Raw genomic sequence first — 16,557 nt, 5'->3', positions numbered from 1 at the left:
GGCAAGATGCCATCACCGCTGCAGCGGTTACTCCGCTACACACTTTTTAAGCGCAGCATCACGCACCATTTCAGTGCTTATGGCGCGAGCACTGCCCTTTCCTGGATCAGGATCCACGGGGAAACCACCACCGCCCATAAGCTCGGATCGCGCTCCACCAGGTCCAGCGCCCGCGTGGCAGACACTTCAGCCAAGTTGCCCGAGGCCAGCCAGGCAGCGACTTTGTCACGGTTGTCTTCGGCCATTCCTTCGGCAGCCTCGATCAAATCCAGGCTGGCGTCGACCCACAATAGGGCACCCTTGGCAAAGAACGGCTCAAGCTCCTTCCAGGATATTTCGGCGGTTTCACCGAGCAGCTTGGCATAGAGGGTGCTAGGTTCTTGCGTCATGGGGAGTTCACCTTGGGAAAAAATCGGCGCAATCATAACGTCGCGGCCGAGGTAGAAAAACCCAGTTGCAATTGAGTCATCGAGAGAAAGTGTCAGCAAAGCCAAGGATTGCCTGGAACTCTGGCATCACCCCGCCGCAATTCTGTCTTTTTCTTTCATTTAAGCGACACACTCGGGTTTTGCCCCCAGCAGCCAGCTTTTCAAGCGATCAACCGGCGCTCTACACTGTACCGGTACAGTTGCCAGGGCACTGCCGGGGGGATATCCGGGATATCCGATCCGGTTCTGCAGCTCACAAGGCCGCTAGAACTATAAAAAATACAACAGTAAGAGTGGAGCACTATGAACAAGGCTACTAAGCAGATTTCCAAACTGTTTGCCGCTATGGTCCTGGCTGGGGTTGCCGGCCATTCGTTCGCCGCCGACACCATCAAGATCGGTATCGCCGGCCCTAAAACCGGCCCGGTGACGCAATACGGCGACATGCAATTCATGGGTGCCAAGCAGGCCATCGCCGACATCAACGCCAAGGGCGGCGTTGATGGCAAGATGCTTGAGGCCAAGGAATACGACGACGCCTGCGATCCTAAACAAGCCGTTGCCGTCGCCAACAAAGTGGTCAACGACGGCGTCAAGTTCGTGGTTGGCCACCTCTGCTCCAGCTCCACTCAGCCTGCGTCCGATATCTACGAAGACGAAGGCGTGATCATGATTACCCCGGCCGCCACCAGCCCGGAAATCACCGCCCGTGGCTACAAGCTGATCTTCCGCACCATCGGCCTGGACAGCGCCCAGGGCCCAGCGGCCGGCAACTACATCGCCGACCACGTGAAGCCGAAAATCGTCGCCGTCCTGCACGACAAGCAGCAATACGGTGAAGGCATCGCCAGCGCCGTGAAGAAAACCCTGGAAGAAAAAGGCACCAAGGTCGCGGTCTTCGAAGGCCTGAACGCCGGTGACAAGGACTTCTCCTCGATCATCCAGAAACTCAAGCAAGCCAATGTCGATTTCGTCTACTACGGCGGCTACCACCCTGAGCTGGGCCTGATCCTGCGCCAAGCCAAGGAAAAAGGCCTGAACGCCAAGTTCATGGGCCCTGAAGGCGTCGGCAACGACTCCATCTCGCAAATCGCCCAAGGCGCTTCCGAAGGCCTGCTGGTGACCCTGCCTAAATCCTTCGACACGGAGCCTGCCAACAAAGCCATCGTTGACGAGTTCGCCAAGAACAAGCAGGACCCGACCGGTCCATTCGTGTTCCCGGCCTATTCGGCTATCGAAGTGATCGCTGGCGGTATCAAAGCCGCGAAGAGCGAAGACACCGCCAAAGTGGCCGAAGCCATCCACGCGGGTACCTTCAAGACCCCGACCGGCGACCTGAGCTTCGACGCCAAGGGCGACCTGAAGGACTTCAAATTCGTGGTCTACGAATGGCACTTCGGCAAACCGAAAACCGAAGTATCCCCTCAGTAAGCCAGGCGTTACTGGTCCTGCAAGCCCACTGTGAGAGCAGTGGGCTTTGTTTTACGAGGTTTATGGGCCTGTCACCCGCGATCCGGGCGCTGGCTCACCTGAAAATCTTAAAACCGTCACCAGCGGTTCGCTGGCAAACGCTTTGTGCAACCTGGTCATAGAACAGGGCACAGGCCGGAAATGACTCCACCAGTGAAATGCGTATCGGGTTTTTAGGAGCGCTGTAATGCCTGAGCTCTATCATTTTTTCCAACAGCTGGTTAATGGCCTGACCATTGGCAGCACCTATGCCTTGATAGCCATTGGCTACACAATGGTTTACGGCATCATTGGAATGATCAACTTCGCCCATGGCGAGGTGTACATGATTGGTTCCTACGTGGCCTTTATCGCCCTTGCCGGGTTGGCCATGATGGGGATCCACTCCCTGCCGCTGTTGATGACCGCCGCGTTCCTTGCGTCAATCATCGTGACCAGTGCCTATGGTTACAGTATCGAGCGCGTTGCCTACCGTCCCTTGCGTGGCAGCAACCGCCTGATCCCGCTGATTTCCGCCATTGGCATGTCGATTTTCCTGCAGAACACCGTATTGCTGTCCCAGGACTCCAAGGATAAATCCATCCCCAACCTGATCCCGGGGAGTTTCTCCTTCGGCCCGGGTGGCGCGCAGGAAGTGCTGGTTTCCTATATGCAGATCCTGGTCTTCGTCGTCACCCTGGTGGCCATGCTGGGCCTGACCCTGTTCATCTCCCGCTCCCGTCTGGGGCGCGCCTGCCGGGCTTGCGCCGAAGACATCAAGATGGCCAACCTGCTGGGCATCAACACCAACAACATCATTGCCCTGACCTTCGTGATCGGTGCCGCTCTGGCGGCCGTCGCGGCGGTACTGCTGAGCATGCAGTACGGCGTGATCAACCCCAACGCCGGTTTCCTGGTGGGCCTCAAAGCCTTTACCGCGGCGGTATTGGGCGGCATCGGCAGCATTCCGGGCGCGATGCTCGGCGGCCTGGTGCTGGGTGTGGCCGAGGCCTTTGGCGCCGATATCTTCGGCGACCAGTACAAGGACGTCGTGGCGTTCGGCCTGTTGGTTCTGGTGTTGTTGTTCCGTCCGACCGGCATCCTGGGCCGTCCGGAGGTTGAGAAAGTATGAGCAGATATCTTAAATCGGCGTTTTTCAGCGCCTTGCTGGTGTGGGCCGTGGCCTTTCCGGTACTGGGCCTCAAGCTGAGCATTGTCGGCATCAATCTGGAAGTGCATGGCACCGGTCCCGTGACCCTGACCATCATCGCCTTGTGTTCGGTGCTGCTGTTCCTGCGCGTGCTGTTCACCCAGCAGGTCGGGGCCTTGTTCAAGGGCAACCGTCGCCCATTGGTATCACCCAAGGTCAGCCAATTCCTGACCCTGCCGCGCACCCAGCGCTACATCATCATCGGCTTGATCGTGGCCGCGCTGATCTGGCCGTTCTTCGGCTCGCGCGGCGCAGTCGATATCGCCACCCTGATCCTGATCTACGTGTTGCTGGGCCTGGGCCTGAACATCGTGGTCGGCCTGGCCGGCCTGCTCGACCTGGGTTATGTGGGTTTTTATGCCGTGGGTGCCTACACCTACGCGCTGCTCTCGCATTACCTGGGCTGGAGCTTCTGGATCTGCCTGCCACTGGCGGGCATGGCGGCGGCCACGTTCGGCTTCCTGCTGGGTTTCCCGGTGCTGCGCCTGCGCGGCGACTACCTGGCGATCGTGACCCTGGGCTTCGGTGAAATCATCCGTCTGTTCCTGCGTAACCTCACCGATATCACCGGTGGCCCCAACGGCATCAGCAGCATCCCCAAGCCGACGTTCTTCGGGTTGTCGTTCGACCGCACCGCCGCAGAGGGCATGCAGACCTTCCACGAGTACTTCGGGATTGCCTACAACCCGGTGAGCAAAGTGGTGTTCCTGTACCTGGTGGCGCTGTTGCTGGCACTGGCCGCACTGTTCGTGATCAACCGCCTGCTGCGCATGCCGATCGGCCGCGCGTGGGAAGCGCTGCGCGAAGATGAGATCGCCTGCCGCGCGCTGGGCCTGAACCCGACCATCATCAAGCTTTCCGCCTTTACCCTGGGTGCTGCGTTCGCCGGTTTCGCCGGCAGCTTCTTCGCCGCGCGCCAAGGGCTGGTGACGCCGGAGTCATTCACCTTTATCGAGTCGGCGATCATCCTCGCCATCGTGGTACTGGGTGGCATGGGCTCGCAACTGGGCGTGATCCTGGCGGCGATCGTGATGATCCTGCTGCCGGAAATGATGCGCGAGTTCAGTGAATACCGCATGTTGATGTTCGGCGCTCTCATGGTGCTGATGATGATCTGGCGCCCTCAAGGCCTGCTGCCCATGCAACGTCCACACATGGAGCTGCGCAAATGAGCCGCGAGATCCTGAAAGTCGAAAACTTGAGCATGCGCTTCGGCGGCTTGCTGGCGGTCAATGGCGTGGCCCTGACCGTGAAAGAAAAACAGGTTGTGGCGTTGATCGGCCCCAACGGCGCCGGCAAGACCACGGTGTTCAACTGCCTCACCGGCTTCTACAAGCCAAGCGGCGGCAGCATCCTGCTGGACGGACAGCCGATCCAGGGCCTGGCCGGTCACGAAATCGCCCGCAAGGGCGTGGTGCGCACCTTCCAGAACGTGCGACTGTTCAAGGACATGACGGCGGTCGAGAACCTGTTGATCGCCCAGCACCGTCACTTGAACACCAACTTCTTCGCAGGCTTGTTCAAGACCCCGGCGTTTCGCAAAAGCGAGCGCGAGGCCATGGAGTATGCCGAGTACTGGCTGGACAAGGTCAACCTCACCGAGTTTGCCAACCGCCCGGCCGGCACCCTGGCCTATGGTCAGCAACGCCGCCTGGAAATCGCCCGTTGCATGATGACCCGCCCGCGCATCCTCATGCTCGACGAACCTGCCGCCGGCCTGAACCCCAGGGAAACCGAAGACCTCAAGGCGCTGATCAGCGTGCTGCGCGAGGAAAACAACGCCACCGTGCTGTTGATCGAACACGACATGAAACTGGTCATGAGCATTTCCGACCACATCGTCGTGATCAACCAGGGCACGCCTCTGGCCAACGGGAGCCCGGAGCAGATCCGTGACAATCCCGAAGTGATCAAAGCCTATCTGGGGGAAGCGTAAAATGCTGCAATTCGAAAACGTTTCCACTTTCTACGGCAAGATCCAGGCCCTGCACAGCGTCAACGTGGAGGTTCGCCAGGGTGAGATCGTCACGCTGATCGGCGCCAACGGCGCCGGCAAGTCGACCTTGCTGATGACCCTGTGCGGTTCGCCCCAGGCCCACAGCGGCAGCATCCGCTACATGGGTGAAGAACTGGTGGGCCAACAGTCGTCGCACATCATGCGCAAGAGCATCGCGGTAGTGCCGGAAGGCCGTCGCGTGTTTTCGCGCCTGACCGTGGAAGAGAACCTGGCCATGGGCGGGTTCTTTACCGACAAGGGCGACTATCAGGAACAGATGGACAAGGTGCTGCACCTGTTCCCCCGCCTCAAGGAACGCTTCAGCCAACGCGGCGGCACCATGTCGGGCGGCGAACAGCAAATGCTCGCCATCGGCCGCGCATTGATGAGCAAGCCCAAGCTGCTGCTGCTGGACGAACCTTCCCTGGGCCTGGCCCCGATCATCATCCAGCAGATTTTCGACATCATCGAACAGCTGCGCAAGGACGGTGTGACGGTGTTCCTGGTGGAGCAGAATGCCAACCAGGCGCTGAAGATTGCCGACCGCGCCTATGTGCTGGAAAACGGCCGGGTGGTGATGCAGGGCACTGGCGAGCAGTTGCTGACGGATCCGAAGGTGCGTGAGGCGTACCTGGGCGGTTAATAGAAATTTGCTGTAGGAACCGGCCTAAACATGTGGGAGCTGGCTTGCCTGCGATACAGGCACCTCGATTTTTCAGTAACACCGAGGTGATGCTATCGCAGGCAAGCCAGCTCCCACATTTGTTGTGTGTGAACTGATAATTGGCGAAACCCGAAATTATTTTCGGCAGACGTGTAACAAAGTTCACCCCGCCGTCTCTAGTGGTCCAAGCAGGCAAATACGCCCGCCACTACTGGAGACACACCATGACCACCAAACTGTCCGCCGCCGCCCTCGTCCTGGCCCTCGGTTCCGCCCTGAGCCTGTCCGCCCTGACCACCACCGCCCACGCAGCCGACGACATGCAGAAATGCTTCGGTGTCGCCGAAGCGGGCAAGAACGACTGCGCCGCTGGCGCCGGCACGTCCTGCGCCGGCACCTCGAAAACCAAAGACCAGGCCAATGCCTGGAAACTCGTCCCCGCCGGCACCTGCCTCAAAACACCAAGCTCCACCTCGCCGACAGGTTTCGGCCAGGAAGCGGCCTTCACCGCCAAGTCCTGACCCTCGCGAAACCTGAGTACAGACGATGCCCCTTTCATCCCTGCAAGCCATCGCCCAGGCTCAGGCGCCCGGCCTCCCGCGCCGGGCCGGGCTGGGCCTCAAGCATGAGCACTTCGCTGAAGTGCTCGACACTTCACCCGACATCGGTTTTTTTGAAGTGCACGCCGAAAACTACATGGTGGCCGGCGGCCCGTTTCATCACTATCTGGGGTTGATCCGCGAGCAGTACCCGCTGTCCTTGCACGGCGTAGGCCTGTCCATCGGCGGCGAAGGCCCGCCGGACCGTACGCACCTGGCACGGTTGGCCAGGTTGATCGAGCGCTATCAACCCCACGTTTTTTCCGAACACCTGGCCTGGTCGAGCCACGGCCCGGTGTGTCTCAATGACTTGCTGCCCCTGGCCTACGACAACGCTACCCTGCAACGGGTGTGCGAACACGTTGACCAGGTACAAAGCGCCCTCAAGCGGCCAATGCTGCTGGAGAACCCGTCGAGCTACCTGCAATTCGAGCGCTCAACCCTGGACGAGACCGACTTCATCAGCGCGATCATTCGTCGCACCGGCTGTGGTTTGCTGCTGGACGTGAATAACGTCTATGTGTCCTGCGTCAATCATCAGCGTGATGCACTTTCCTACCTCGACGCGCTGCCATTGCACGTGGTGGGTGAGATTCATCTGGCCGGTTTTGCCGAAGACACGGACAGCCTCGGTGATCGCCTGTTGATCGATGATCATGGTGCTCCGATCGATAACGCGGTGTGGCAACTGTACGAAAAGGTACTGGCGCGCGTCGGCCCGGTGCCAACGTTGATCGAACGGGATAACCAGGTGCCGGCGTTCAGCGTATTGTTGGCCGAGGCGCAACAGGCCCAATGGCATCTGTCGCAGGTGGCCCCATGAGCCTCTATGACGACTTTGCCGCAGCCCTATTGGCGCCGGACCAGGCCTGCCCCGAAGGCCTGGTCAGCCGCAACGGTGCCGACCCGGCCAGTCGCTTCGCGGTGTATCGCAACAATGTGCACAGTTCGTTGATCAACGCGTTGGCGACCGCTTACCCCGTGACGTTGCAACTGGTGGGCGAGGAATTCTTCCGCGCGATGGCCGGCCTGTTCGTACAGGCTTGCCCTCCCACCAGCCCGCTGATCAGCGAGTACGGCAGTGCGTTCCCAGCGTTTATCCAGGACTTTGAGCCGGCCGCCAGCGTGCCCTACCTGGCCGATATCGCGCGCCTGGAACGCCTGCGGGTGCGTGCCTACCACGCGGCGGATACCCAGCCGCTGGACCAGCAGGCGATTCTTCAAGTCATGCAAGGCCAGACAGACGTCGGAAAATTGCGCCTGCAGCTGCATCCATCCCTTGCCACCTTGAATTCTGCCTTCGCGGTGGTGGCGGTATGGGCCGCGCATCAATCCGAGGGTGCCCTGGCCACCGTGAACCCCTGGCACGCCCAGGCTGCACTGGTATTGCGCCAGGGGCTGGAAGTCCGGGTGGTTGCCATCGACAGTGGCTCAGCGACGTTTATCAACAGCGTGGCCCATGGCAGTCCATTGGGAAAAGCCGTGGAGCATGCACTTGAAGCAAGTGCCGAGTTCGATCTGCACCACTGCCTGACGTTGCTGATCAGCCACAACGCCATCACTCATCTGTATCCAGAACAAAAGGTATCGCCATGAACACGTATCCATCGGGCCTGATCAATCGGGTCATCGCGTTTTTCGAGCAAATCCCTTACAGCCTGATTGCCTTTCTCGCACGGTTTTCGATTGCTGCGGTGTTCTGGAAATCCGGGCAAACCAAAGTCGACGGTTTCGCAGTGGATATCATCAGCGGCACCTTCCAACTGGGCGAACCGAAACTGGCGGCCTCGACACTACCGCTGTTTCGCAGCGAGTATCCTGTGCCGTTGCTGTCGCCGGAGGTGGCGGCGCACATGGCGGCGTTTGCCGAGCACTTTTTCCCGGTGCTTATCCTGGTTGGCTTGGCCACGCGCTTTTCGGCCTTGGCCCTGATCGGCATGACGCTGGTGATTCAGCTGTTCGTCTACCCGGACGCCTACCCGACCCACGGCACCTGGCTTGCGCTGCTGTTGCTGCTGGTGGCGAAGGGTCCGGGGCGCCTGTCCATCGATCACTTGATCGCGCGTCGCTACGCTTAAAGCCGATCCAGGGCCTCGCCGCTGCGCTTGAACCAGTCCACCAGGTAATCGGCCAACACCTGGGTGCGACGCGGCAGGCCGCCCTGATAAGGGTGCACCAGGTACATCGGCATGCTCCGCGTCTGGTAATCGCGCAGGAGCCAGCGCAAGCGGCCGTCAGCCAATTCAGTCGGCAGCAGGTAGGACGGCAGGCGTGCGATACCGGCGCCGACCAACGCGGCTTTTTTCAACAGGTTGTAATGATTGGAGGCGAAGGTGCCGCTGACCCGTACCCGCAGCAGTTCGTGTTGCTGGTGGTAAAGCCACTCCTCACGGCCGCTGTAGTGGCTGTTGAGCAAGCAGATGTGGGTGGCCAGGTCAGCCGGGGTCTCGGGTTCGCCGTATTGCTCGAGGTAGGCCGGGCTCGCGCAGGTCACCTCATGCCAGGCCAGCAATGGCTTGGCCACCAGGCGCTCGTTTTCAATCGCGCCTGAGCGTACTCCCAAGTCAAAACCGTCCCGCGCCAGATCGCGATAGCGGTTGTTGAGCTCCAGCTCGATCTGCACCTGCGGGTAGTGCTTGGAGAACTCCAACAGCAAGCCGTCGAAGAAGGTTTCGCCCAACGACACCGGAACCGTCATACGCACAGGCCCGGCCAGATCGTCCTTGAGGCGGGCCAATGCCTGACGGGCGCGTTCCACCTGTACCACCAGAGCCTGGGCCTGGGGCAGCAACGCCGCACCGGCTGCCGTCAGGCTGAGTTTGCGTGTGGTGCGGTGCAGCAAAACCACGCTGAACCGCGCCTCCAGTTGACTGATGCGCTTGGACAACTGCCCTTTGCTGCAGCCCAATTGTTCGGCGGCCACGGTAAAACTGCCGGCGTCGACCAGCACGGCAAAGGCGGCCAGGTCATCCATCTCGCTCATGGATTGTTTCCAAATGAAAACCAAAGGTTGCCTATTAGCGCGTTTATCCACGTAAAAAGCCACCGTAGACTGATGCCTGTACCTTACCTGTAGGAGCGAGCTTGCTCGCGAAAAACGTCAACGATTACGCGGTAAGCCTGATACACAGAGGCGCTCTCAAGTTTTTCGCGAGCAAGCTCGCTCCTACAGTTTCCCAATCCCCCGGAGGAACAGCACCATGAAAATTCTGTTGATTGGCGCCAGCGGCACCGTCGGCTCGGCGGTCAAGGCCGAACTGGCCCAGCGTCACGAAGTGATCGGCATCGGCCGCAGCAGCGGTGACTTCCAAGTGGATATCAGCGACAGCGCATCAATCCGCAAACTGTTTGAACAGACCGGCACCTTTGACGCGCTGGTCTGCGCGGCGGGCAGCGTGAACTTCGTCGCGCTGGGCGACATGAGCGAAAGCGATTTTGAATTGGGCCTGCGTGACAAGCTGATGGGCCAGGTCAACCTGCTGTTGATCGGTCGCGAGTACGCCAACGATGGCGCCTCGTTCACCTTCACCAGCGGCATTCTCAACCGCGACCCGATCCGCACCGGCGCCTCGGCGGCCCTGGTCAACGGCGCACTGGATGCCTTCGTCAAGGCCGCGGCGCTTGAATTGCCAAGGGGTTTGCGCGTCAATTCGGTGAGCCCGACGGTCCTGCTTGAAGCCATGGGCAGCTACGCGCCGTACTTTCGTGGCTTCAAACCGGCGGCTGGCGCCGACGTGGCATTGGCCTATGCAAAAAGTGTCGAAGGCTTGCAAACGGGTCAGACCTTTATCGTTGGCTGAACCCGTCGTCTGTCAGATTCGCCTTAAGCTGCCGGGCGGGGTTGTGATGCGACGCCGGCCTGCGTAACGTGGCGGCACTTGTCTGGAGACCCGATCATGCGTGCCGCCCATACCCTCGCTCTGTTTGCCTTGTTCCCCCTGTTCGCCGCGTGCCAGATGTTCGACAAGGAGCCGGCCACGCCGTCTCTGGCCGGGCTGACCCGCATGCAGGGCGAACTCACGGCGGTCGGCGGCAAACTGCTGTTCCAGCCGTGCAATGACAAACGCAACTACGTGGTCAACGACACGGGCGGCACCAGCATCCTGCAGGAAGCGGCGTCCCTGGCCGGCCAGCAGGGTGCGTTGTTCGCCGACCTGCGTGGCAAATTCTCGGGGGTCGCCAGCGGCACCCAGGGCAGCGTCGACCTGCAGCAGCTCTACCGCGTCGAGCGCTCGACCTCGGCCTGCGATGACCCGGATTTCAAGCGCATGATCCTGCGCGCCAACGGCCACAAGCCCGCCTGGGCGATGAACGTCACGGCCAAAGGCATGGTGCTGCTGCGCGAAGGCCAGCCACCCTTGGCGGTACCGTATGTGGAAGAACAGATCGGTGACGGCCGTTTCAACCTGATGACCGAAGCCAACAACCAGCACGTCGAATTGTGGGTCGCCCCGCAACGTTGCATCGACAGTGTCAGCGGCAGCCTGCAACACATGACCGCCGAGCTGCGCGTCAACGGCCAGGTGCAACGGGGCTGCGCAGCGTTTGGCGGCTCGCGCGACGACTGACTGGGCACTGCGCTGTTTTAACATGACGGGAACCGGCCATTGGGGCTTATAATCGCCGGTTTGCAAAACAGCCGGCCACTCAGCCCGCCGCCTACCGGATCCTGTCATGTTACGAATCACCGAACTCAAGCTGCCCATCGACCATCCCGAAGAAGACCTGCGCCCTGCCATCCTGCAGCGCCTGGGCATCGCCAGTGATGACCTGCTCGATTTCACCCTGTTCAAACGCAGCTACGACGCGCGCAAAAAATCCTCGGAGCTGTGCTTCATCTACACCATCGACTTGAACGTGAAGGGCGAAGCCGCCCTGCTGCTCAAGTTTGCCGATGATCGCAACGTCAATCCGGCGCCGGATGTCAGCTACCACGTCGTGGGGCAGGCGCCGGAAGGCCTGGTCGAACGCCCGATCGTGGTGGGTTTTGGCCCATGTGGCATCTTTGCCGGGCTGTTGCTGGCACAGATGGGCTTCAAGCCGATCATCCTCGAGCGCGGCAAAGAGGTGCGCCAGCGCACCAAGGACACCTGGGGCCTGTGGCGCAAAAGCGTACTCAACCCCGAGTCCAATGTGCAGTTTGGTGAAGGCGGTGCCGGGACGTTTTCCGACGGCAAGCTCTACAGCCAGATCAAGGACCCGAAGTTCCACGGCCGCAAAGTCCTGCACGAGTTCGTCAAGGCCGGTGCGCCGGAAGAAATCCTCTACGTCAGCAAGCCGCACATCGGCACCTTCCGCCTGACCGGCGTGGTGGAAAACATGCGTGAGCAGATCATCGCCCTGGGCGGTGAAGTGCGCTTCGAGCAGCGGGTTACCGACGTGCTGATCGAAGACGGGCAGTTGAACGGCGTGGTCGTCGATGGCGGCGAGCAGATCCTTTCCAGGCATGTGATCCTGGCCCTGGGCCACAGCGCCCGCGACACCTTCCGCATGCTCCACGGCCGTGGCGTGTACATGGAAGCCAAGCCGTTCTCGGTAGGTTTTCGTATCGAACACCCGCAGTCGTTGATCGACGCCGCACGCCTGGGCAAATACGCCGGGCACCCGAAACTGGGGGCCGCCGACTACAAGCTGGTGCACCACGCCAAGAACGGCCGCTCGGTCTACAGTTTCTGCATGTGCCCAGGCGGCACGGTGGTAGCAGCGACATCCGAGCCGAACCGCGTCGTGACCAACGGCATGAGCCAGTACTCGCGTAACGAACGCAATGCCAACTCTGGCATCGTGGTCGGCATCACCCCTGAAGTGGATTACCCGGGTGGCCCGCTGGCGGGGATCGAGTTGCAGGAACGCCTGGAGTCCCACGCCTACCTCCTCGGCGGCAGCAACTACGACGCCCCGGCGCAGTTGGTCGGTGATTTCATCGCAGGCAAGCCGTCCACGGCGATCGGCAGTGTGGAGCCCTCCTACAAGCCCGGCGTATCCCTGGGTGACTTGGCCCTGGCCTTGCCGGCGTTCGCTATCGAGGCGATCCGCGAAGCACTGCCGGCGTTCGAGAAGCAGATCAAGGGCTACTCGCTGCATGACGCGGTGTTGACCGGTATCGAGACGCGCACCTCATCGCCGCTGCGGATTACCCGTAACGAATCGATGCAGAGCTTGAACGTAAAAGGCCTGTTCCCGGCCGGTGAAGGCGCCGGTTATGCCGGCGGGATTCTGTCGGCGGGCGTGGATGGGATCCGGATTGCCGAGGCGTTGGCGCGGGATATGTTGGGCATCGAGGCCTGATAGTTTTTTCCCTGACAACACCTATCAAATGTGGGAGCTGGCTTGTCGGATCGCCGCATCGCTGCGATTGCGGTGGTTCAGTCGATAAATTCGGCGACTGATACTCCGCTATCGCAGGCAAGCCAGCTCCCACATTTAGTTTTGTGTGGTGTCAGATATTAGCGCGCTTGATGCTGTTCGGCAGCGGCTCACCGCGCTCCACACTCGCCGCAACGTCTTTGATCAAACCACCCAATTCATACCCCTGCCCCACCAGCCAGGCCTGGTCGTAATAGGTGGTGGCATAGCGCTCACCCCCATCACACAGGATCGCCACGATCGATCCCGACTCTCCCGCGGCCTTCATCTGCTGCGCCGCTACCAGCGCGCCAATCAGGTTGGTCCCGCTGGAGCCGCCGACCCGCCGTCCCAGCCGATCCGCCAGGTAATGCATGGCCGCCAGCGAGAGCGCATCCGGCACCTTGATCATTGCGTCGATCACCGCTGGCAAGAACGACGCTTCAACCCGTGGTCGGCCAATACCCTCGATGCGCGAACCACAGTCCAGGCGCAGGCTCGCGTCGCCGCTCTGGTAGAAATCAAAGAACACCGAACGCTCGGCATCGGCACATAGCACGCGCGTGTAATGCTGGCGATAACGCACATAACGACCAAGGGTCGCGGTGGTGCCGCCGGTGCCGGGGCTGGAGATCAACCAGCTCGGTTCCGGATACTGCTCGAAGCGCATCTGCTGGAAGATTGATTCGGCGATATTGTTGTTGGCCCGCCAGTCGGTCGCGCGCTCGGCATAGGTGAACTGGTCCATGAAGTGGCCGCCGCTGTCCCGCGCCAGGCGTTCGGATTCAGCATAGATTTGCGTCGGGTCCTGTACCAGGTGGCTTCTACCGCCGTAGAAGGCAATCTGCGCGATCTTCTCCTGGGAGGTGGTCGCCGGCATCACCGCAATAAAGGGCAGGCCGAGCAGACGGGCAAAGTAGGCTTCGGAAATCGCCGTCGAGCCGCTGGACGCTTCGATCACCGGCGCGCCCGGCTTGAGCCAGCCATTGCACAGCGCGTACAGAAACAATGATCGCGCCAGCCGATGCTTGAGGCTGCCGGTCGGGTGACTGGACTCATCCTTGAAGTACAACTCGATACCCGGCAACCCCGGCAGCGGCAACGGAATCAGGTGCGTGTCGGCGCTGCGCTGGAAGTCTGCTTCAATGATACGAATGGCTTCGCGGGCCCAGGGACGGTGGTCGCTCATGGCGTGTTTCTCTGAGAGTGTAAGCCCTGATTTTAGGGGGTTTCCTACAAGCCAGACAGATACAGTCCCGACTCAATAGGACACACAATTGCCAGGCTTAACCGAAGCGTCATCGCGGGTCGACGCTTATAACAAATAAGAATATAACTTTTGTTTTAACAACTAACGGTACGGGTTAGGGTACCCACCTATTGAATCCGGATTGGAGAGCGTCCCTTGCCTCTGCGTAGCACTTTCACCCGTTTCTTCCAGCTGGAAGCCGCCAGCGGTCTGTTGTTGATCGCGGCTGCGGCACTGGCCTTGATCATCAACAATTCGCCCTTGTCACACCTGTACGGCGCGTTTCTCGACGTACCGGTGGTGGCACAGGTTGGCGCACTGAAAATCGCCAAGCCGGCACTGCTGTGGATCAACGACGGCCTGATGGCCTTGTTCTTCCTGCTGATCGGCCTTGAGGTCAAGCGCGAGTTGCTCGACGGCCACCTGTCCAAGCCTTCGCAAGTGGTGCTGCCTGGCGCAGCGGCCATCGGCGGCATGGTGGTGCCGGCGCTGATCTATTGGGCGATTAACAAGGACTACCCTGCCGCGCTGTCGGGCTGGGCGATCCCCATGGCCACCGACATTGCCTTCGCACTCGGTGTGCTGGCCTTGCTGGGCAAGCGCGTACCGGTATCGCTCAAGCTGTTCCTGATGACCCTGGCCATCATCGATGACCTGGGCGCGATCATCGTCATCGCCGTGTTCTATTCCGCCGACCTGTCCGGCGCTGCCCTGGCGGGTGCGGGGGCCTGTCTGATCGCACTGATCGCGATGAATCGCCTGGGCATTATCAAGCTTGGGCCCTACCTGATCATTGGGCTGATCCTGTGGGTGTGCGTACTCAAAAGCGGTGTTCACGCGACGCTCGCCGGCGTGACATTGGCGTTTTGCATCCCTATGCGCACCAAAAACGCCGAGCCGTCGCCGCTGCTTACCCTGGAACACGCCCTGCACCCCTGGGTGGCCTACGGCATCCTGCCGCTGTTCGCCTTCGCCAACGCTGGCGTGTCCCTGACCGGCGTCAGTCTTGAAAGCTTTACCCACCACGTACCGATGGGCATCGCCGCCGGCCTGCTGATTGGCAAGACCATCGGCGTGTTCGGCCTCACCTGGCTGGCCATCAAGACCGGCATCGCCGCCCTGCCCAGCGGCGCGAATTGGGGCCAGGTGTTTGGCGTGGCGATCCTGTGCGGCATCGGCTTTACCATGAGCCTGTTTGTCGGGTCCCTGGCGTTTGTGCCGGGTGCCAGCGAGTTTGCCGGAGAAGACCGGATGGGAATTCTGACCGGGTCGATACTGGCGGCGTGTATCGGGTATGCGGTGACGGCGATGGCGAGTCGCAAGAAGGTCATACCTTCCGTTTGACAGTTTGAACTGGCGAGCCAAAAACCAAAAAGCCGCCTTGGGGTTAACCGAGGCGGCTTCACTTCTTCAGACCTTACAGGTCATCGAAGCTGTCCCGCAGGAATGTCCACACGTGATAAACACGCAGGGCATTCACTACGAGGTTCCACGTACGTCGTGCAAACTTGGACATACTCGGCCCTCCAAATGTTGGGCCTTACCTCCAGCCCACTTACCGGAACATGTGAGCCTTCGAATGCTGTCATTGCGTCCTATGAGGCGGCTGGGTTAATGGGCCTTCCGCATGAATCCGGCACGGATTACTAGCCCGTGGCGGTCGGTCCAAATCCTGCGTAAATACCCAGCAGACATACAGAATGACGATCGCAGAACGGGGTCGATACTAACTGAGCGTGTGGGTTGAGGTATGTCCAACGGCGGAAGAACGCCAAAAATTGCCGCTTAAGTTATTTCCAGTTTTTGCCACCAGCGCCGACAAAAAATGTTTCAGAACGGTTACTCACCGCTCATCGCCGCATCTTGTGGCGAACGCCAAGCAACAGTAGTATCCGTCCATGTCATTGCGTCCTTGAGGATGCAAGCCTTGATGAAAATCGGGTTTGCAATAAAAAACCGCCCTACTAAGGCGGTTTTTTATTGTCTGTTTTTTGCCCAACTCAATCACCGATACTCAGCCCCCAATACGGCCTTGGAATATTGGCCCCATAAACCAAAAACCCCCAACCAGTCACCCGGTTGGGGGTTTTGTTTTTACACCCTGCGCTTAACGAGTAACGCGGCTGGTGCCATCAACGGTCATGATGCGCACACGGTCGCCAATGCGGAAGATTTCGTTCTCCTGCACGGCCTGCACGTAGGCACGGGTGCTGCCATCATCTTCGCGAACGGTGATTTCCACGCCCTGGGTGCGGGTCAGGCCTTCTTCAGTGGCCGAACCCAGCAGGCCGCCGGCGACAGCGCCGATCACTGCGGTAACGATGCTGCCACGGCCACCGCCGATGGCACTGCCGCCAACGCCGCCGATGACCGCGCCGGCAGCGCCGCCGATTGGGGTCTTGGTGCCTTCGATTTTCACCGGACGCAGGGACTCGATGGTGCCCATGCGCACGGTTTGTACACGACGCGCTTCGTCACGGGAGTATGAGTCGCCGGTCAGACTCGAGGCGCAGCCACCCAACAGCAACGACAGGGTGGTAAAGCAGGCAACCAGTAAAACGGACTTACGCATAGCATCAACTCCAAAGGACAGGTGTTCATTAAACGCTGCAGCTTG

At 60.4% G+C, this 16,557-nt stretch carries 17 protein-coding genes and 1 pseudogene; 14 read left to right on the top strand and 4 right to left on the bottom strand.

What is annotated here, in order from left to right:
• Positions 1-77: 77 nt before the first annotated feature.
• Positions 78-389 (bottom strand): DUF2288 domain-containing protein, encoded by a 312-nt coding sequence (locus BLL36_RS03625; RefSeq protein WP_076950086.1) that lies wholly within the window; start codon positions 387-389, stop codon positions 78-80.
• A gap of 342 nt (positions 390-731) precedes the next feature.
• On the opposite strand from BLL36_RS03625, the gene BLL36_RS03620 reads away from it, so the two are divergent.
• The 9 genes from BLL36_RS03620 to BLL36_RS03580 all read left to right on the top strand — a co-directional run bounded on the left by BLL36_RS03620 (position 732) and on the right by BLL36_RS03580 (position 8,424).
• On the top strand, positions 732-1,859 hold the full coding sequence (locus BLL36_RS03620) for a branched-chain amino acid ABC transporter substrate-binding protein (RefSeq protein WP_076950085.1): 1,128 nt from the start codon (positions 732-734) through the stop codon (positions 1,857-1,859).
• Positions 1,860-2,085: 226 nt separating this feature from the next.
• Positions 2,086-3,009 (top strand): high-affinity branched-chain amino acid ABC transporter permease LivH, encoded by a 924-nt coding sequence (livH, locus tag BLL36_RS03615; protein WP_076950084.1) that lies wholly within the window; start codon positions 2,086-2,088, stop codon positions 3,007-3,009.
• Positions 3,006-4,259, top strand: coding sequence for a high-affinity branched-chain amino acid ABC transporter permease LivM (locus tag BLL36_RS03610; RefSeq protein WP_076950083.1), 1,254 nt, complete (start codon positions 3,006-3,008; stop codon positions 4,257-4,259). The genes livH and BLL36_RS03610 overlap by 4 nt, the downstream gene beginning before the upstream one ends.
• Complete coding sequence (livG, locus tag BLL36_RS03605; protein WP_076950082.1) at positions 4,256-5,023, top strand: high-affinity branched-chain amino acid ABC transporter ATP-binding protein LivG; 768 nt, start codon at positions 4,256-4,258, stop codon at positions 5,021-5,023. The genes BLL36_RS03610 and livG overlap by 4 nt, the downstream gene beginning before the upstream one ends.
• Before the next feature lies 1 nt (position 5,024).
• A complete protein-coding gene (locus BLL36_RS03600) occupies positions 5,025-5,726 on the top strand; it encodes an ABC transporter ATP-binding protein (RefSeq protein ID WP_017844798.1) in 702 nt (233 codons plus the stop codon).
• Between the two features lie 245 nt (positions 5,727-5,971).
• A complete protein-coding gene (locus BLL36_RS03595) occupies positions 5,972-6,268 on the top strand; it encodes a BufA1 family periplasmic bufferin-type metallophore (protein ID WP_076950081.1) in 297 nt (98 codons plus the stop codon).
• Positions 6,269-6,293: 25 nt separating this feature from the next.
• Entirely contained in the window at positions 6,294-7,169 is an 876-nt protein-coding gene (gene bufB, locus BLL36_RS03590) for an MNIO family bufferin maturase (protein ID WP_076950080.1), read from the top strand.
• Positions 7,166-7,942, top strand: coding sequence for an HvfC/BufC N-terminal domain-containing protein (locus BLL36_RS03585; protein WP_076950079.1), 777 nt, complete (start codon positions 7,166-7,168; stop codon positions 7,940-7,942). Before bufB ends, BLL36_RS03585 begins: the two co-directional genes overlap by 4 nt.
• A complete protein-coding gene (locus BLL36_RS03580) occupies positions 7,939-8,424 on the top strand; it encodes a DoxX family protein (RefSeq protein ID WP_076950078.1) in 486 nt (161 codons plus the stop codon). The genes BLL36_RS03585 and BLL36_RS03580 overlap by 4 nt, the downstream gene beginning before the upstream one ends.
• Here the strand turns inward: BLL36_RS03580 and BLL36_RS03575 are convergent.
• Positions 8,421-9,329: a LysR family transcriptional regulator gene (locus BLL36_RS03575; RefSeq protein ID WP_076950077.1), complete on the bottom strand. Its 909-nt coding sequence runs from the start codon at positions 9,327-9,329 to the stop codon at positions 8,421-8,423. The two genes, BLL36_RS03580 and BLL36_RS03575, sit on opposite strands and share 4 nt — an antisense overlap.
• Before the next feature lie 101 nt (positions 9,330-9,430).
• Here BLL36_RS03575 and BLL36_RS31230 point away from each other — a divergent pair.
• The 4 genes and pseudogenes from BLL36_RS31230 to BLL36_RS03560 form a co-directional block, all read left to right on the top strand.
• Positions 9,431-9,520: pseudogene (locus tag BLL36_RS31230) on the top strand (outer membrane lipoprotein carrier protein LolA); the annotation flags it as partial.
• Positions 9,521-9,546: 26 nt separating this feature from the next.
• Positions 9,547-10,146, top strand: coding sequence for a short chain dehydrogenase (locus BLL36_RS03570; RefSeq protein WP_076950076.1), 600 nt, complete (start codon positions 9,547-9,549; stop codon positions 10,144-10,146).
• Positions 10,147-10,242: 96 nt separating this feature from the next.
• Positions 10,243-10,914, top strand: a complete 672-nt coding sequence (locus tag BLL36_RS03565; protein WP_076950075.1) for a COG3650 family protein — start codon at positions 10,243-10,245, stop codon at positions 10,912-10,914.
• 106 nt (positions 10,915-11,020) lie between these two features.
• On the top strand, positions 11,021-12,634 hold the full coding sequence (locus tag BLL36_RS03560) for an NAD(P)/FAD-dependent oxidoreductase (protein WP_076950074.1): 1,614 nt from the start codon (positions 11,021-11,023) through the stop codon (positions 12,632-12,634).
• Between the two features lie 151 nt (positions 12,635-12,785).
• Here the strand turns inward: BLL36_RS03560 and BLL36_RS03555 are convergent, their stop codons facing one another.
• Positions 12,786-13,880 carry a PLP-dependent cysteine synthase family protein gene (locus BLL36_RS03555; protein ID WP_076950073.1) on the bottom strand — a complete coding sequence of 365 codons (1,095 nt, stop codon included), beginning with the start codon at positions 13,878-13,880 and terminating at the stop codon, positions 12,786-12,788.
• A gap of 216 nt (positions 13,881-14,096) precedes the next feature.
• Between BLL36_RS03555 and nhaA the strand changes: the two genes are divergently transcribed.
• Positions 14,097-15,284 carry a Na+/H+ antiporter NhaA gene (gene nhaA / locus BLL36_RS03550; RefSeq protein WP_076950072.1) on the top strand — a complete coding sequence of 396 codons (1,188 nt, stop codon included), beginning with the start codon at positions 14,097-14,099 and terminating at the stop codon, positions 15,282-15,284.
• Positions 15,285-16,047: 763 nt separating this feature from the next.
• Here the strand turns inward: nhaA and BLL36_RS03545 are convergent.
• Positions 16,048-16,512, bottom strand: coding sequence for an outer membrane lipoprotein (locus BLL36_RS03545; RefSeq protein WP_003231137.1), 465 nt, complete (start codon positions 16,510-16,512; stop codon positions 16,048-16,050).
• Between the last annotated feature and the right edge of the window lie 45 nt (positions 16,513-16,557).

It is taken from the genome of Pseudomonas cedrina subsp. cedrina, assembly GCF_001983175.1.
Taxonomy (GTDB): domain Bacteria; phylum Pseudomonadota; class Gammaproteobacteria; order Pseudomonadales; family Pseudomonadaceae; genus Aquipseudomonas; species Aquipseudomonas cedrina.
This window is presented reverse-complemented; position numbering and strand designations above follow the sequence as displayed.

Excerpts from the sequence above, each read along its gene's own strand:
- BLL36_RS03625 (WP_076950086.1), bottom strand. The coding sequence starts at position 389 with ATGACGCAAGAACCTAGCACCCTCTATGCCAAGCTGCTCGGTGAAACC.
- BLL36_RS03620 (WP_076950085.1), top strand. The coding sequence starts at position 732 with ATGAACAAGGCTACTAAGCAGATTTCCAAACTGTTTGCCGCTATGGTC.
- livH (WP_076950084.1), top strand. The coding sequence starts at position 2,086 with ATGCCTGAGCTCTATCATTTTTTCCAACAGCTGGTTAATGGCCTGACC.
- BLL36_RS03610 (WP_076950083.1), top strand. The coding sequence starts at position 3,006 with ATGAGCAGATATCTTAAATCGGCGTTTTTCAGCGCCTTGCTGGTGTGG.
- livG (WP_076950082.1), top strand. The coding sequence starts at position 4,256 with ATGAGCCGCGAGATCCTGAAAGTCGAAAACTTGAGCATGCGCTTCGGC.
- BLL36_RS03600 (WP_017844798.1), top strand. The coding sequence starts at position 5,025 with ATGCTGCAATTCGAAAACGTTTCCACTTTCTACGGCAAGATCCAGGCC.
- BLL36_RS03595 (WP_076950081.1), top strand. The coding sequence starts at position 5,972 with ATGACCACCAAACTGTCCGCCGCCGCCCTCGTCCTGGCCCTCGGTTCC.
- bufB (WP_076950080.1), top strand. The coding sequence starts at position 6,294 with ATGCCCCTTTCATCCCTGCAAGCCATCGCCCAGGCTCAGGCGCCCGGC.
- BLL36_RS03585 (WP_076950079.1), top strand. The coding sequence starts at position 7,166 with ATGAGCCTCTATGACGACTTTGCCGCAGCCCTATTGGCGCCGGACCAG.
- BLL36_RS03580 (WP_076950078.1), top strand. The coding sequence starts at position 7,939 with ATGAACACGTATCCATCGGGCCTGATCAATCGGGTCATCGCGTTTTTC.
- BLL36_RS03575 (WP_076950077.1), bottom strand. The coding sequence starts at position 9,329 with ATGAGCGAGATGGATGACCTGGCCGCCTTTGCCGTGCTGGTCGACGCC.
- BLL36_RS03570 (WP_076950076.1), top strand. The coding sequence starts at position 9,547 with ATGAAAATTCTGTTGATTGGCGCCAGCGGCACCGTCGGCTCGGCGGTC.
- BLL36_RS03565 (WP_076950075.1), top strand. The coding sequence starts at position 10,243 with ATGCGTGCCGCCCATACCCTCGCTCTGTTTGCCTTGTTCCCCCTGTTC.
- BLL36_RS03560 (WP_076950074.1), top strand. The coding sequence starts at position 11,021 with ATGTTACGAATCACCGAACTCAAGCTGCCCATCGACCATCCCGAAGAA.
- BLL36_RS03555 (WP_076950073.1), bottom strand. The coding sequence starts at position 13,880 with ATGAGCGACCACCGTCCCTGGGCCCGCGAAGCCATTCGTATCATTGAA.
- BLL36_RS03545 (WP_003231137.1), bottom strand. The coding sequence starts at position 16,512 with ATGCGTAAGTCCGTTTTACTGGTTGCCTGCTTTACCACCCTGTCGTTG.